The 14,308-nt window shown below is 66.2% G+C and carries 13 protein-coding genes and 1 pseudogene; 9 read left to right on the forward strand and 5 right to left on the reverse strand.

What is annotated here, in order from left to right; genetic code table 11:
* Window positions 1-156: 156 nt before the first annotated feature.
* A complete protein-coding gene (locus tag ABWY06_RS06420) occupies window positions 157-387 on the forward strand; it encodes a DUF3079 domain-containing protein (RefSeq protein WP_353924729.1) in 231 nt (76 codons plus the stop codon).
* A gap of 15 nt (window positions 388-402) precedes the next feature.
* On the opposite strand, the pseudogene norR reads toward ABWY06_RS06420, so the two are convergent.
* Window positions 403-1,942 (reverse strand): annotated as a pseudogene (norR, locus tag ABWY06_RS06425) (nitric oxide reductase transcriptional regulator NorR).
* Window positions 1,943-2,079: 137 nt separating this feature from the next.
* On the opposite strand from norR, the gene ytfE reads away from it, so the two are divergent.
* From ytfE to ABWY06_RS06440, 3 genes are all read left to right on the forward strand, one after another.
* Entirely contained in the window at window positions 2,080-2,763 is a 684-nt protein-coding gene (ytfE, locus tag ABWY06_RS06430; protein WP_353924730.1) for an iron-sulfur cluster repair protein YtfE, read from the forward strand.
* Entirely contained in the window at window positions 2,756-5,041 is a 2,286-nt protein-coding gene (locus tag ABWY06_RS06435; RefSeq protein ID WP_353924731.1) for a nitric-oxide reductase large subunit, read from the forward strand. The genes ytfE and ABWY06_RS06435 overlap by 8 nt, the downstream gene beginning before the upstream one ends.
* 207 nt (window positions 5,042-5,248) lie before the next feature.
* The gene (locus ABWY06_RS06440; RefSeq protein WP_353924732.1) at window positions 5,249-6,694 is read left to right on the forward strand and encodes a SulP family inorganic anion transporter; all 1,446 of its coding nucleotides are present in this window, start codon (window positions 5,249-5,251) and stop codon (window positions 6,692-6,694) included.
* Window positions 6,695-6,702: 8 nt separating this feature from the next.
* On the opposite strand, the gene ABWY06_RS06445 is transcribed toward ABWY06_RS06440, so the two are convergent.
* Entirely contained in the window at window positions 6,703-7,143 is a 441-nt protein-coding gene (locus ABWY06_RS06445; RefSeq protein ID WP_353924733.1) for a CopD family copper resistance protein, read from the reverse strand.
* 11 nt (window positions 7,144-7,154) lie between these two features.
* Window positions 7,155-8,339 carry an NnrS family protein gene (locus tag ABWY06_RS06450; protein ID WP_353924734.1) on the reverse strand — a complete coding sequence of 395 codons (1,185 nt, stop codon included), beginning with the start codon at window positions 8,337-8,339 and terminating at the stop codon, window positions 7,155-7,157.
* A gap of 169 nt (window positions 8,340-8,508) precedes the next feature.
* Here ABWY06_RS06450 and ABWY06_RS06455 point away from each other — a divergent pair, with 169 nt between their 5' ends.
* The 4 genes from ABWY06_RS06455 to ABWY06_RS06470 are packed head-to-tail and all read left to right on the forward strand — an operon-like array spanning window position 8,509 to window position 12,216.
* Window positions 8,509-9,744 carry an MFS transporter gene (locus ABWY06_RS06455; RefSeq protein ID WP_353924735.1) on the forward strand — a complete coding sequence of 412 codons (1,236 nt, stop codon included), beginning with the start codon at window positions 8,509-8,511 and terminating at the stop codon, window positions 9,742-9,744.
* Entirely contained in the window at window positions 9,741-10,445 is a 705-nt protein-coding gene (locus ABWY06_RS06460; RefSeq protein WP_353924736.1) for a 4'-phosphopantetheinyl transferase family protein, read from the forward strand. The genes ABWY06_RS06455 and ABWY06_RS06460 overlap by 4 nt, the downstream gene beginning before the upstream one ends.
* A 60-nt stretch (window positions 10,446-10,505) precedes the next feature.
* On the forward strand, window positions 10,506-11,558 hold the full coding sequence (locus ABWY06_RS06465; RefSeq protein WP_353924737.1) for a GSCFA domain-containing protein: 1,053 nt from the start codon (window positions 10,506-10,508) through the stop codon (window positions 11,556-11,558).
* Window positions 11,521-12,216, forward strand: coding sequence for a hypothetical protein (locus ABWY06_RS06470; protein ID WP_353924738.1), 696 nt, complete (start codon window positions 11,521-11,523; stop codon window positions 12,214-12,216). Before ABWY06_RS06465 ends, ABWY06_RS06470 begins: the two co-directional genes overlap by 38 nt.
* Before the next feature lie 213 nt (window positions 12,217-12,429).
* Here the strand turns inward: ABWY06_RS06470 and ABWY06_RS06475 are convergent, their stop codons facing one another.
* A complete protein-coding gene (locus ABWY06_RS06475) occupies window positions 12,430-13,323 on the reverse strand; it encodes a TauD/TfdA dioxygenase family protein (RefSeq protein ID WP_353924739.1) in 894 nt (297 codons plus the stop codon).
* Between the two features lie 193 nt (window positions 13,324-13,516).
* On the opposite strand from ABWY06_RS06475, the gene ABWY06_RS06480 reads away from it, so the two are divergent.
* Window positions 13,517-14,080 carry an RNA 2'-phosphotransferase gene (locus ABWY06_RS06480; RefSeq protein WP_353924740.1) on the forward strand — a complete coding sequence of 188 codons (564 nt, stop codon included), beginning with the start codon at window positions 13,517-13,519 and terminating at the stop codon, window positions 14,078-14,080.
* Window positions 14,081-14,089: 9 nt separating this feature from the next.
* Here the strand turns inward: ABWY06_RS06480 and ABWY06_RS06485 are convergent, their stop codons facing one another.
* Complete coding sequence (locus ABWY06_RS06485) at window positions 14,090-14,308, reverse strand: MbtH family protein (RefSeq protein ID WP_502948157.1); 219 nt, start codon at window positions 14,306-14,308, stop codon at window positions 14,090-14,092.

A 14,308-nucleotide genomic window follows, 5' to 3' on the forward strand; every position in this document is an offset into this window, starting at 1 on the left:
GGCAGCGACGCCCATTCCCCAAAGGAGGTATCACCCCGCCGCACTGCGGCGCCCTTGACCTGAATCAATCATTCCAGGCACGGCCTTGATCTCGATCAAGGTCGCTCGCCCTGCCGCGGACTAACCTGGCGTCGACGCTCAACACCCGGTGATGCCATGAGCAAGCCATTTCCCGTGCACCCCACACACCCCGAGCGCATCTGTTGGGGCTGCGATCGCTACTGTTCGTCCACCTCGATGGACTGCGGCAACGGCTCCACCCGCACCATGCACCCTTGCGAGACCCTGGGGGAGGACTGGTACCTGGACTATGGGTTCGAGCCACCGGCCAAGCCGGAAAAAGTGGATAACGCGCCCCGTTTGATCCCTGCGCAGCGCCAGGACTGAGGCCCGGCGTCGGGTTTAAATCAGGTTCAGCCGCCGCGCCAGCTTGCGCAGGTTGCTTGGGTCCATCTGCAGGTCGCGGGCGGCGGCGGCCCAACGGCCCTGGCGCGCCCTGGCGCGCCCTGAGCGCGCTTTCGATCAGCTCACGCTGGCAACGCTCCACGGCCGTCTGCAGCGGCTCGACGATCGCCGCTGGCCGCGCGGTGGCGACGGGTTCGAGCGGCATTGGCAGCCCCTCCAGGCCCAGCCAGGGCGCCTCGATGCTGAGCAAGGCGGTGCGCGATTGCGCCTGGCTGAGCACCTTGAGCGCCGCGCGGCTGATGACATGCTCCAGCTCGCGCACATTGCCGGGCCAGGCGTAGGCCAACAGGGCCCGCTCGGCGTCGCCGGACAGGCGCAGGCAGCGCAACCCCAGGCGTACGCGGTTGAGCTCGAGAAAGTGCCCGGCCAGCACCAGCACATCCCGGCCACGCTCGCGCAGTGGCGGAATATGCACCGGGTAGACCGACAGCCGGTGGTAGAGGTCGGCGCGAAAACGGCCCTCGCGCACCTCTTCCCACAGACGTCGGTTGGTCGCGGTGATCAGCCGAACATCGACATGCCGTGGCTGGTCGGCGCCCAGGCGCTGGATCTCGCCGTTCTGCAGGGCGCGCAGCAGCTTGGCCTGGATCGACAGCGGCAGCTCACCAATTTCATCGAGAAACAGGGTACCGCCATTGGCCGCCTCGAACCGCCCGGGACGGTCCTGCCCGGCACCGGAGAACGCGCCCTTGGTATGGCCGAACAGCTCGCTCTCGGCCAGGGTTTCGGGCAGCGCCGCGCAGTTGACGTAGACCAGCGGCTTACGCGCGCGCGGCGAACGCTGGTGCAGCCAGCGGGCGAACAGTTCCTTGCCGACCCCGGTTTCGCCCTGCAACAGTACCGGCAGGTCGGAGTCCGCCACCACCGCGAGCTCCTCGAGCAACGCACGCAACAGCGGGCTGCTGCCCAGGATCATCGACTGCGGGGGATCGCCGTCCTCGACCAATTCGCGCCGGGCCAGGCGCAGGCTGCGCACTTCGCCCTCCAACCGGCTGACCCGCAGACCGGCCTCGATCAGCAAGGCGTAGGCTTGCAGGTGCTGGCTCGCGTGGCGATCGAAGTGGCCAGGGCTGAAGGCGTCGAAGGTCACCGCGCCCCAGAGCACCCCGTCCAGGTAGAGGCTCATGCCCAGGCAGTCATGCACCGGCAGGGGCTGGTCCGGATTTTCCGCCAGCAGGCCGTCGTAGGGGTCAGGCAGGTCGGAGTCGGCGGCGAACTGCAGCGGTTCGCGCTGGGCCAGGATCCGCGCCAGGCGCGGGTGGCGGGCCAGGACGAAACGGCGGCCCAGCACTTCATGGGCCAGGCCGACCGCGGCCAGGGGGCGCAGGCTGTCGCCATCCAGGCGCAACAGCACCACGGCATTGCAGGCGAAGGCTTGGCGCAGGCTGACCACCAGCCGCTGCAGGCGCACCGCACTGGGCAGCTCGCCGACCAGGTCCGCCAGCAAGGCCTGCTGTAACGAGGTCAAATCCACCATATCGGGTACCTGGCACCGGGAAATGTCCGGGTAGATTAAACCTGATGGGGGCCTAAACCCTTGATCCTGGTCAGGTTGAGGAACGGCACGGGCTTTGCGATGAAGCACTCGAGACTTAGCCCGCTACGGAGACCCCAATGGTCACTCAACTGCTCGATCACAGCCTGGGCCATCTGGCGTGCCAGATTCCCGGAGCCACCCGGGTGTTCCACGCGCTGCGCCTGGACTTCTGCTGCGCAGGCCAGAAATCCTTGCGCCAGGCCGCCCTGGAGCGTGGCCTGGACGCCCTCGACGTGCAGGCGCGCCTGCTCGCCCTGCCCCCCGCCGACCACGAAAGCGCCGATTGGCGCGATGCTCCGCTGGACAGCCTGATCGCTCACCTGCTGCAGCGCTACCACGAGGTGCATCGTCAGCAGTTGCCGGAGCTGATACGCCTGGCCGCGCGGGTCGAGCAGGTCCACGGCTGGCGCGCGGATGCGCCGCAGGGGCTGACCGAGTTTTTGCTCAGCCTGCAGCAGGAGTTGGACAGCCATATGCAGAAGGAGGAGCAGGTGCTCTTTCCCATGATCGTCCGCGGTGCTGGCCCCCTGGCCGGTGGGCCGATCTCGGTGATGTGCTACGAACACGACCAGCACGGCGCGGCACTGGCGCAGCTACTCGAACTGGCCCACGACCTGCAGCCGCCGGACGACGCCTGCACCACCTGGCGTGCCCTCTACCGCGGGCTCGACGAGCTGCACCGCGACCTGATGCAGCACATCCATTTGGAAAACCATGTGTTGTTCCCCCGTGCGCTCGGCGAGGAGGCCCACAATGGGTGAGTACCGTAAACTCTGGTGGCTGCTGATCGCCGTGCTGGGCGTGACCTTCTGCCTGCTCGGCTGGTTCGGCCGCGAAGTCTATCGCCAGGCACCGCCCATTCCCGCCCTGGTACAAAGCATCGATGGCAGCCGCCTGTTCAGCGACCAGGACATCCTCGATGGCCAGACCGCCTGGCAGAGTGTCGGCGGCATGCAGCTGGGCTCCATCTGGGGCCACGGTGCCTACCAGGCACCGGACTGGAGTGCCGACTGGCTGCACCGCGAACTGCTGGCCTGGCTCGATCTGGCGGCGCAAGAGCGCTTGCACAAGCCCTACGCCGAGGTGGACGAGGACCAGCAGGCCCTGCTGCGCCAGCAGCTCAAGCGCGAGTACCGGGGCAACCAGGTCGTTGCTGGGGTACTGGTGTTGAGCCCACGGCGTGTGGCCGCCGTGCAGCAGACCGCGGCCTACTACACCGCACTCTTCGGTGACGACCCGGCCCTACAGGCCAGCCGCAAACACTTCGCCATGAAGGAAGGCACCCTGCCGACTGCCGAGCGGCGCGAACAGCTGACCCGGTTCTTCTTCTGGACAGCCTGGGTGGCCGCCACCGAACGTCCCGGGGAAACCGCCACCTACACCAACAACTGGCCGCACGAACCGCTGATCGATAACCGTCCCACCGCGGAAAACCTGATCTGGTCGATCGTCAGCGTGGTGGTACTGATGGCTGGTGTCGGGTTTCTGGTCTGGGCCTGGGCCTTCCTGCGCGACAAGGAGGAAGATCCGCCAATGGCGCCCGCCCGCGATCCGCTTAGCCTGGTGGCATTGACCCCTTCGCAGCAGGCGTTGGGCAAGTACCTGCTGCTGGTCGTTGCGCTCTTCGGCTTCCAGGTGCTGGTGGGCGGCGTCACCGCGCACTACACCGTCGAAGGCCAGGATTTCTATGGCATCCCGTTGTCCCGGTGGTTTCCCTACTCGTTGATGAGGACCTGGCATATCCAGAGCGCGCTGTTCTGGATCGCCACCGGTTTCCTCGCCGCCGGACTGTTTCTGGCGCCGTTGATCAACGGCGGCAAGGACCCGAAGTTCCAGAAACTGGGGGTCGACCTGCTGTTCTGGGCCCTGGTGGTGGTCGTCGTCGGCTCCTTTGCCGGCAACTACCTGGCCATCGCCCAACTGATGCCGGCGGAATGGAATTTCTGGCTCGGCCACCAGGGGTACGAGTACGTCGACCTCGGGCGCCTGTGGCAGATCGGCAAGTTCAGCGGCGTGGCGTTCTGGCTGCTGTTGATGCTGCGCGGCATCCTGCCGGCTTTTCGCCAGGCGGGCGACAAGAACCTGCTGGCCCTGTTCTCCGCCTCGGTGATCGCCATCGGCCTGTTCTACGGCGCCGGTTTCGCCTATGGCGAACGCACCCACCTGTCGGTGATGGAGTACTGGCGTTGGTGGGTGGTGCACCTGTGGGTGGAGGGGTTCTTCGAGGTATTCGCCACCACCGCCCTGGCCTTTATCTTTTCCAGCATCGGCCTGGTATCGCGTCGCATGGCCACCACCGCCAGCCTGGCCTCCGCGTCGCTGTTTATGCTCGGCGGCGTGCCCGGCACCTTCCATCACCTGTACTTCGCCGGCACCACCACGCCGGTGATGGCGGTCGGCGCCACCTTTAGCGCCCTGGAAGTGGTGCCGCTGATCGTGCTCGGCTACGAGGCCTGGGAACACTGGCGGCTGAAGTCCCGGGCGGCCTGGATGGAACGGGTCAAGTGGCCACTGCTGTGCTTTATTGCCGTGGCCTTCTGGAACATGCTCGGCGCCGGGGTGTTCGGCTTTATGATCAATCCACCGATCTCCCTGTATTACGTACAGGGGCTCAACACCACGCCGGTGCACGCCCATGCGGCGCTGTTCGGGGTCTATGGCTTTCTGGCCCTGGGGTTCACCCTGCTGGTGTTGCGCTATATCCGCCCAGCGTTGCAGTTCAACGAGCGGCTGATGAAAACGGCCTTCTACTGGCTCAATGGCGGCCTGGTGTTGATGATCGCCACCAGCCTGCTGCCGATCGCCGTACTGCAGTTCCACGCCAGTGCCAGCCAGGGCCTGTGGTACGCCCGCAGCGAGGCCTTTATGCAGCAGGACCTGCTGCAGACCCTGCGCTGGATCCGCACCCTGGGTGACCTGGTGTTTATCGTCGGCGCCTTGGCGATGGCCTGGCAAGTGATCAGCGGCGTGTTGTTTGGCGGCCGTAAAGCGCACCCCGCAGCGGAGCAGCCGCTGACCGCCAAACACGCCCGCCGCTAGGCGCCGCCCCACCGCCGGTAAGCCGGGCACGCGGCTTACCGGCGGTGGATGGAGGCCCAAATGCTCCCGCACCTACCCTGTGCAGGCGCCGGCCGGTGCAGCGGCGGCGCCTTTGTCGCTGGCCGGTTCCTGCGCAATTGCGTACCATCCCCAGCTTTTTTCCAGCCGCCGCACTGGCCGGCGACGGTCAATCTCCCTGGGTCATCGATGAAAGCAAAACGTCTGCGCAGCGACGCCCTGGCCGGCCTCACCACTGCCTTTGCCCTGGCGCCCGAATGCATCGCCTTCGCCCTGGTCGCGCACCTCAACCCGCTGATGGGGCTGTACGGCGCCTTTATCATCTGCACCCTGACCGCGCTGTTCGGCGGTCGCCCGGGCATGGTGTCCGGCGCCGCCGGCTCGATGGCGGTGGTGATAGTCGCGCTGGTGGTGCAGCACGGCGTGCAGTACCTGCTGGCCACCGTGCTGCTGGGTGGCCTGTTGATGCTGCTGTTTGGCCTGTTGCGCCTGGGCAAGCTGGTGCGCATGGTGCCGCACCCGGTGATGCTCGGCTTTGTCAACGGCCTGGCGATCATCATCGCCCTGGCCCAGTTGGAACACTTCAAGGAGGGCGCTGCCTGGTTGGGCGGCGCGGCGCTGTACCTGATGCTGGCCCTGGTGGCGCTGACCATGGCCATCGTCTACGGGCTGCCACGCCTGACCCGCAGCGTGCCACCGGCCCTGGTGGCGATCCTGAGCGTGGGCCTGGGCGTCTACCTGCTTGGCCTGCCGACCCGCACCTTGGGCGATATGGCGCATATCGCTGGCGGCTTGCCGGCGTTTGCCCTGCCGCAGGTGCCCTGGACCCTGGACACCCTGCGCATCGTGGCGCCCTACGCACTCTTGATGGGCCTGGTCGGCCTGCTGGAAACCCTGCTGACGCTGAACCTGACCGACGAGATCACCGAGAGCCGCGGTTACCCGGATCGCGAATGCCTGACCCTGGGCGCGGCCAATATGGTCTCCGGGGTGTTTGGCGGCATGGGCGGTTGCGCGATGATCGGCCAGACCGTGATCAACCTCAGCTCCGGCGGCCGTGGCCGGCTGTCCGGGGTGGTCGCCGGGGTGATGATCCTGCTCTTTGTGCTGTTTCTGGCTCCGCTGATCGAGCGCATTCCTCTGGCCGCGCTGGTCGGGGTGATGTTCGTGGTGGCCCAGCAGACGTTCGCCTGGGCGTCGTTGCGGGTGCTGCACAAGGTGCCGCTGAACGATGTGCTGGTGATCGTCGCCGTGACCAGCATTACGGTTTTCACCGACCTGGCCACCGCCGTGCTCTGCGGCATCGTGATCGCGGCGCTCAACTTCGCCTGGCAGCAGGCCCGCGAGCTGTACGCCGACGATTACCTGGAGGCCGACGGCAGCAAGCTCTATCGCCTGCATGGCACGCTGTTCTTCGCCTCGACCACGCCGTTTTTGCGCTTGTTCGAACCGGCCAACGACCCCGCCCAGGTTACCCTCGATTGTCGCCATCTGCGTTTCGTCGATTATTCGGCCATCGCCGCGCTGAAAACCCTGCGTGAGCGCTACACCAAGGCCGGCAAGCACCTGCGGGTCCTGCACCTGTCCGAGCGCTGCAAGCAGATGCTCAAGCGCTCCGGAGTGGGACACGACTGAGGGCGCCCCTACCAGGACAGGTAGAACATCGCCTTGGCCAAGAACAGGATGGCGAGCATTTGCGCCAGTACGCTGAGGTGAATCCAGCGCGAGCGCGCCGGGGTCATGCGGCCGCTGCGCATCAGATACACCACGCCGATAAAATGCCCGAGAATGCTCAGGGCCAGGCCGATCTTCAGCGCTAGCAGAGTGCCAAAGCTGCTGGCGAACGGATCGCGCAGCACCTCGCGGTACTGCCAGGCCAGCCCCAGGCCCGCGCCATACAGGCTGAGCACCACCCAGTGCATGACCCGCCGCGCCCGTTGCCCCAGGGCTTTGGACAGCTGCTCGCGGGGTGCCGGCGGCAACTGGCGCGCCGCATGGCTAAGGATCATCACTTCGAAAAACACCCCGCCGATAAAACAGGCGGCCGCCGCCAGGTGGATAAACTTCAGCAAAAAATGACTCATGATCTGCTTCCTTAACCCGGATGGCCGTCGACACGGGTGCGGCACAGCATCGGCGCATAGCAATACAGGAACTGGGCGAAGGCGCCCAGCCAGCAGGCCGCGGCCAGCCACAAGGCCGGCTGGTAGCTGAAGCTGACCAGCAGCACCCGCGACAGCCCGCCCAGGTTGAGCAGCACAAAGGCCAGGGCAAACCCCGCGGGCAGCTGCAGCGGCCGCCCGGTATGCCCCAGGGACACGCGCGCCAGCATGGCCAGGATCAGCCCGCCCATGGCGCCCACCGTCAGCGCATGCAGGGCCTGGCTGGGGCTGTCCAACAAACCGAGGTGCCAGAACGCCATGCCACCGCAGGCCAGGATCAGCCAGGCATAGGCCAGGTGCAGGGACCAGAGCAGCGGTACCCGCAACAAAGCGCGGTCGAACCAACGCCACAGGCGCACGCCATGGGCCAGGCCCAGGGCGGCGAATGGCAGGGCCAGCCAGACCTGGGGTTGCAGGGCGATTCCCAGGCCGTGTAGCAGTGCCAGCAGTGCCGTGCACAGCAGGATCGCCCAGTCCAGCCAGGCCCAGGGTTGCACCGCCGCCTCGCGGCCAAGGCCACGCTGGGTGAAAAAGGGAATCACTCGGCCACCGATCAGGCCCATCATCGCCGCCACCATCCAGACCCCGGCCCAGACGCCCTGGCGCTGCCAGTTACCGTCGTCCTGGCGCACGCCGAGCAGGGTCAGCAGGTCGGCGGCGAGGATCAGCAGCAGGGCCAGCAGGATCGGATAATTGCGCCGCTGGCGCACCGCCCACAGCGAACGCGCCATGACCCCGGTCATCCCCAGCAGAAACCCCAGGTTGGCCAGCAGCAACAGGTTCGCGTCCAGCCACCAGGCCAGCCGGGCGACCAGCCAGACCAGTACCAGCAGCGCCAGGGGCGTACCGGAAATGCCCGGCCGGCCGGTCCAGGTCTGCACCGCGGTCAGCAGAAAGCCGGCGATGATCGCACCGGCAAAGCCAAACACCAGCTCATGCCGATGCCAGGCCAGCCAGCCACCCAGCGGCGCGCGGAACCCGGCGTCGCCCTGCAGCGCCAGTACCCACAGGGGAATGGCCAGCGCGGCCAGCAAGGCGCCCAGTAAAAAGAACGGCCGGAAACTCAGGCGCAGCAAAGGCGTGATGCCCAGCGCCTTGCGCTTGTCGAGGATCTGCATGGTGGAATACCCCTTGGCCGGAGCAGGACGTGTCGGCTACCCAAGGATGACGCATTGGCGCTAACGCACCTTGACCCAGGTCAGCTCGGGCACCTGCGGACGGCCGACGCTGGCATGCACTGCCGGGTACCGGTACCTTAGGGCCGGTGTTCACCTCAAGGACGACTGCATGAACCCGATGGAACTGCGCGCCACCCCCAGCACCTGGTCCCTGGTGCTGGCGCTGCCCGGCAGCACCCGTTACCTGTTGTTGGGCATCTGCCTCTCGCGGATGGCGGCGTCGATGGTCTGGCCCTTCGTCGCGGTGGCGATGAACCGCCGGTTCGGCACCCCGATCAGCGAGATCGGCGCGCAGCTGGCGTTGGGCGCCCTGATCGCCATCGCCCTGGCGCCGTTGTGCGGTGTACTGGGTGACAGATTCAACGGCAAACACCTGATGCTCGGTGGCTGCGCCCTGGCCATCGGCTGTTTCCTGCTGATGGGGCTGTTCCCGGGGCAACGGAGTTATTTTATCGCCATTATCGGCGTGTCGGTCGCCCACAGTATCCTTGAACCGCTGGTGCGCGTGGCCCTCGGCGACGGGGCGACAACCGCCGAGGAACGCAGTTTCCTCTTCCATGTGCGTTATTACCTGGTGAACCTGGCCGTGGCCCTGGGACCGCTGGCGGGCATGTGGTTCGCCAACCGCGAAAGCGACCTGGTGTTCCCGCTCGCGGCCTGTGGCTACCTGCTGCTGGCGGCCAGCATCGCGGCGGCTCCGGTCCCTCGCCCGCATTCCGCCGCCGAGTCAGCGGCCGGCGGCAAGCCGCCCCTGCGCCAGATCCTGCGGGCGATCCTGGCCAGCAAGCTGTTTCTGGCGATCCTGGTGGCCAATTTTTTCCTGGTGTTTATCTATGCCCAGAACGACGAGCCACTGACCTTCTACCTGTTGAGCCTCCAGGTGGAAGACATCAACCGCATCATCGCCCTGATCAGCTTCACCAATACCGCGGTGGTGCTGGTGGTGCACCTGTTCCTGATGCGCTGGCTGATCGCCCTCGACGAAAAGCTCGCCTATGGCCTGGCGCTCGCCTGCCTGATGGTGGGCCATGGCATCATCGCCAGCAACTTCGCCGCCTGGTGGGGGTTGTGGTTGCTGGCGATCGGTTTTTCCACCCTGGCCGAGATCATCGTCATGCCGCTGTTCGCCACCCTCAGCGACCAACTCGCCCCGGCCGGCATGCGCGGCAGCTTTATCGGCATCTCCATGCTCTCGGGCCTCGGTGCCGCCTTGGCCCCCTTGCTCGGCGCCCTGGCGATCGAGCGTTTCGGCGGCGCGCTGCTGTTCGCCCTGATGGCCGCCGCCTGCCTGCCCATCGGCCTGCTCGGCTACCGCGTCCTGCACGCCTGCCAGCCAAAAGCATGAGCCTGTCCTGTCGCGTCGCCCCCTACCCGGCTGTCCTGGCACGGCCCGGTATCCGCATTCAGGCCTGCCGGTTCGAGCACGGCGAGCAGCCGCTCCAGCAGTTCGCAGCCGACGGCCTGGACCCCCTGCTGCTGCCCGACGCCTTGCGCCAGGCCGTGCCCAAGCGCCAGGCGGAGTTCCTCGCCGGTCGCTATTGCGCGGCGTTGGCCTGCCGGGCGCTGGATGGCACCCAGCCGAGCATCACGATAGGGCCCGGTCGCGCGCCCCAGTGGCCAGTCGGACGGGTCGGCAGCATTTCCCATGTCCAGGGTTATGCCCTGTGCGCGGTGGCCAAGCGTACGGACTTTATCGGCCTGGGCATCGACGTCGAGACCCTGACGCCGGGCGACGACCTGGGTGCCCTGGCGCGGCAGATCGCCAGCGACGCCGAACTCGCCTGCCTGGGCCGCCAGCGCGGCGACCCGCTGGCCTTTACCCTGCTGTTTTCCGCCAAGGAGGCGATTTACAAGGCCCTGTACCCTGAGGCGCAGCGTTTTATCGACTTCGACGAGGTGCAGTGCGTCGGTGCCACCTACAACCAATTGCACTTCCAAACTGGCCCTGGCCTGAATGACCTGTTCCCCAATGGGCAACGCCTGCAGGTGCTCTATGGCCAGTGGCAACACCTGATCTTCACCCTCTGCGCGCGCGAGGCGCGGTAGCGCAGGGCCCACTCCCGGTCTAGGATGAGCGGCTTGGATCGGCAGTCTCAAGGATCGACTATGCACCCCTACCAGTGGCTGGCGCCGCGTTCGTTCTGGCGCTCGGCAATCGCCGACCGCGATGTCCAGGGCATCGACGAATTGTGGTTGCCAAAATTCGCGATCGGCCGCACCGACGCGATCATCACCGCCGGCTCCTGCTTCGCCCAGCATATGAGTCGCGCGCTGGTGGCGCGCGGCATGCACTGGCTGGACGCGGAACCGGCTCCCGCGACGCTGCCGCCGGAGCAGCACCAGGCGCACCATTACGGGGTCTTCTCCTTTCGCACGGGCAATATCTACACCCCGGCGATGTTGCATCAATGGTTGTGCTGGGCCTTCGGACGAAGCCCGCTGCCGGACGAGCTCTGGCACCAGGACGGGCGCTTCTTCGACCCCTGGCGGCCGACCGTGGAACCCGAGGGCTATGCCAGCGCCGAGCACCTGCTGCAGGCACGCCAGGTCACGCTGGCGGCCATTCGCGGCGCGGTGGCCGAGGCCAAGCTGTTGGTCTTCACCCTGGGCCTGACCGAGGCCTGGGAAAACCGCGCGACCGCACTGCTCTACCCGGTCTGCCCCGGCACCCTCAAGGGCCGCTTCGACCCCCAGGCGCATCGTTTTCGCAACTTCACCTTTGCTGAAACACACGGCGAGCTGAGCGCGGTCATCGCCTTGCTGCGGGAGGTCAATCCACGCCTGCGGCTGCTGCTGACGGTGTCGCCCGTGCCCCTGACGGCCACCGCCAGCGGCCAGCATGTACTGAGCGCAACCACCTATTCGAAGTCAGTGTTGCGCGCCGTGGCCGGCCAGTTGTGCGATGAACACGAGCAGGTCGACTATTTCCCGTCCTACGAGATCATCAGCGCGCCGCCCTTTAAGGGCGCCTTTTTCGCCGACAACCAGCGCGAGGTACTGCCGGCGGGCGTGGCCTTGGTTATGCGGCATTTTTTCGCGGCGCTGCAGCCGGCCAGCCAGGCTGCGCCAACCCACACCAGGGCCCAGGGCCGCCACGCCCTCTCCAGCGAGGAGCTGATTTGTGAAGACGCCGTACTCGACTACTACGCCAAGCCCTAGATTCCTGTTACTCGGCGACTCCCACGCCGGCCCGATCGGGGCGGCGGCCCGGACCCAGGGCTTGCCGTTCAGCGGCGGTCCGCTCGGCGCCGGGCGGGACTTTAGTGGCCCCTTCTTCGACCTGACCGAGGGCGGCCTGGTGTTGCGCGATGGCGAGATGAATGGGCTGCTGAGCGGCTTTCTCCATGAGCTGGGAGTCAACCGACTGGCCCAGTTGCAGATCCCCCTGGTATCCACCCTCGGCTTGAGCCTGCACTTTTACGCCACCACGGAAAACTGGGAATGCTACCGGGTGCGCGGCGGGCAGTTCGACCCGGACTTCCTTGGCAGCCGACTGTTCGATGGGCTGATCGCGGCCATGGCCCAGGAGGCCTTGGCGTTCTACGAGCGGCTGCTGGCCCTGGGCCTGCGGGTCTGGGTGGTGTTGCCGCCACAACGGGTGCCCAGCCTGTCGGATGCTCAGGTGTTTATGGCTGCCCAGGAATGCCTGCTGCGCCGCCTGACCGCGTTGGGGGTGGAGGTCATCGATATACGGGCCGCCACCACCGACGCCGCCGGCCTGCAACGCCCTGAATTCTGCGAGGCGGACGACCCCCTGCACGGCAACCTGGCCTTTGGCCAATTGCTGCTGCAGGCGCTGGTTGAACACGGGCTCTGAACCCTGAAAAAACCTGACTGGCCTGAGGGTAGCGACCAATGAAAAGCTGTGGTGTGGCGTAGACGTAGGCTGGTCTCGGCGCGCGGTCCAGCGACAGCCCACCGTGCTTGGCCCGCAGCCCCATAGCCCCGTAAGGTGGATAACGATTTTCTTATCCACCTAGCTCCGTACAGGTGATGAACAAGACGGTATCTACGGGTTCGGTGCCGGTGGTCAGCCCAAACGCAGGCCCTCGTTGGCTGCCAGCGGTCGATCGCCAAGGATGGTCACCCGCTCGCCATAACGGGAATAGGGGAAATAGTCCCAGATGGCATGGTGCTGGGTACAGCGGTTATCCCAGAACACCAGGCAGTTGGGCGTCCAGCGAACCCTGCAACTTAGTATGGGTTCGCGCGCCACCTGGTCGAACAGCAGGTCGAGCAGCGCCTGGCTTTCGCTGCGCGACAACTGCGGAATAAACGCGGTGAATCCCGAGTTGACGAACAGCGCCTTGCGCCCCGTTTGCGGATGGCGGATCACCAGCGGGTGCTCGGTCTTGGGCAGCCCGGGCGGTGCCTCGTAGCCTTGCCAGGGAATCGCCCCGTCATGGATGGCGCTGAGTTCCTCCAGAAAGCCCCGCATGGGCGGCGAGAGCATTTCATAGGCCAGGTGCATATTGGCGAACAGGGTGTCGCCGCCGCAGCCGATTTCCGGGGTCTGCTTGAGGTAGAGCATCGAGCCCAACGACGGTGCGACATCGGCCGTGCCGTCGGTATGCCAGGTTTCGCCGGCGACGAACTTCGAATGGCGGTTCGCCTTGATCACCACCAGCTCCGGGTCGTCGCCGTCGATGTCTTCCAGCGGCAAGGCCCGCAAAGGGCCAAACAGCCGGGCGAATGCCTTGTGCTGATCGACGTCCAGCACCTGGTCGCGAAACACCAGCACATGGTTTTCCAGAAAGGCCCGACGCACCTCCGCCAGCTGCTGGCCCAACAGCGGTTGGGCGAGGTCGAGGCCGCTGATCTCGGCGCCGATCACCGGCGTCAGGCGGGCCACCTCGATCGTTTCATAGGGCGCTCGGGGCGCCGCCGCGATCCGTTCGATGGCGTCGAGGGCAAAGTGGTCCATGGCGTGACTTTTCCTAGTTGATAGTCCAGAGGTGACGGTCTACGACCGCCTTTCGATTTCGCTGCTGCGCCCTGGCCCAAGGCGGCCTGTTCAGATCGACAGTGGCCGCGGCGGCGCGCGATACTCCCGCGCCTCGACGCCGCGTGCGCGCAGGCGCGCCCTTTTTTCCCGCTTCAGCTCCCACAGGTCCCGTATGAGCGACAAAGGCTTGACTGAAACCAGCAAATTCCTCAGCTACATACTGCGTCACGAGCCGCACAGCATTGGTCTGACGCTCGACAGCGAAGGCTGGGGGTCGATCGATGCGCTGATCGCCGGAGCCGCTGGTGTCGGCCGGGTACTGGACCGGCGGCAGATCGAGGCAGTGGTCCAAGGCAACGATAAAAAACGCTTCAGCCTGTCCGACGACGGACTGCAGATCCGTGCGGTGCAGGGGCATTCCACTGCCACCGTCAGCCTGCAGTACGTACCGAAAACGCCGCCGGCGTGCCTCTACCATGGCACCGCGACCCGCTTTCTGCCGTCGATCGAACAACAGGGCCTGGTCCCGGGCTCTCGCCACCATGTCCACCTGTCCGAGGATGCCGCGACGGCCATTGCGGTTGGGCGACGCTATGGTCAGGTGGTGCTGCTGAAAATCGATGCGTTGGCCATGCAGCAGGCCGGATTGGCCTTTTACCAGGCCGACAATGGCGTGTGGTTGACCGACCATGTACCGATCGCCTTTATTCATCGCGGGGCTGAACCCGACCAGTAAGCCAAACGTTCACTGACGTGGCTCGCCAGCGCCGGGCGCGTCCTGCTCGCGCAACGAGCGCGGGCGCATATCGGTCCACTGGCGCTGGATATACGCCAGGCAGCTGGCCTGGTCGCCCCGCTTGCCCACCGTTGCCCAGCCGGGCGGCAATGCCTTGCGGGCGGGCCACAGCGAGTACTGTGCCTCCTCGTTGAGCACCACCTCGAAATACTCCGTTGCATCCGTCAT

Origin of the sequence: Pseudomonas sp., assembly GCF_040514055.1 — a bacterium.
Classification (GTDB): domain Bacteria; phylum Pseudomonadota; class Gammaproteobacteria; order Pseudomonadales; family Pseudomonadaceae; genus Aquipseudomonas.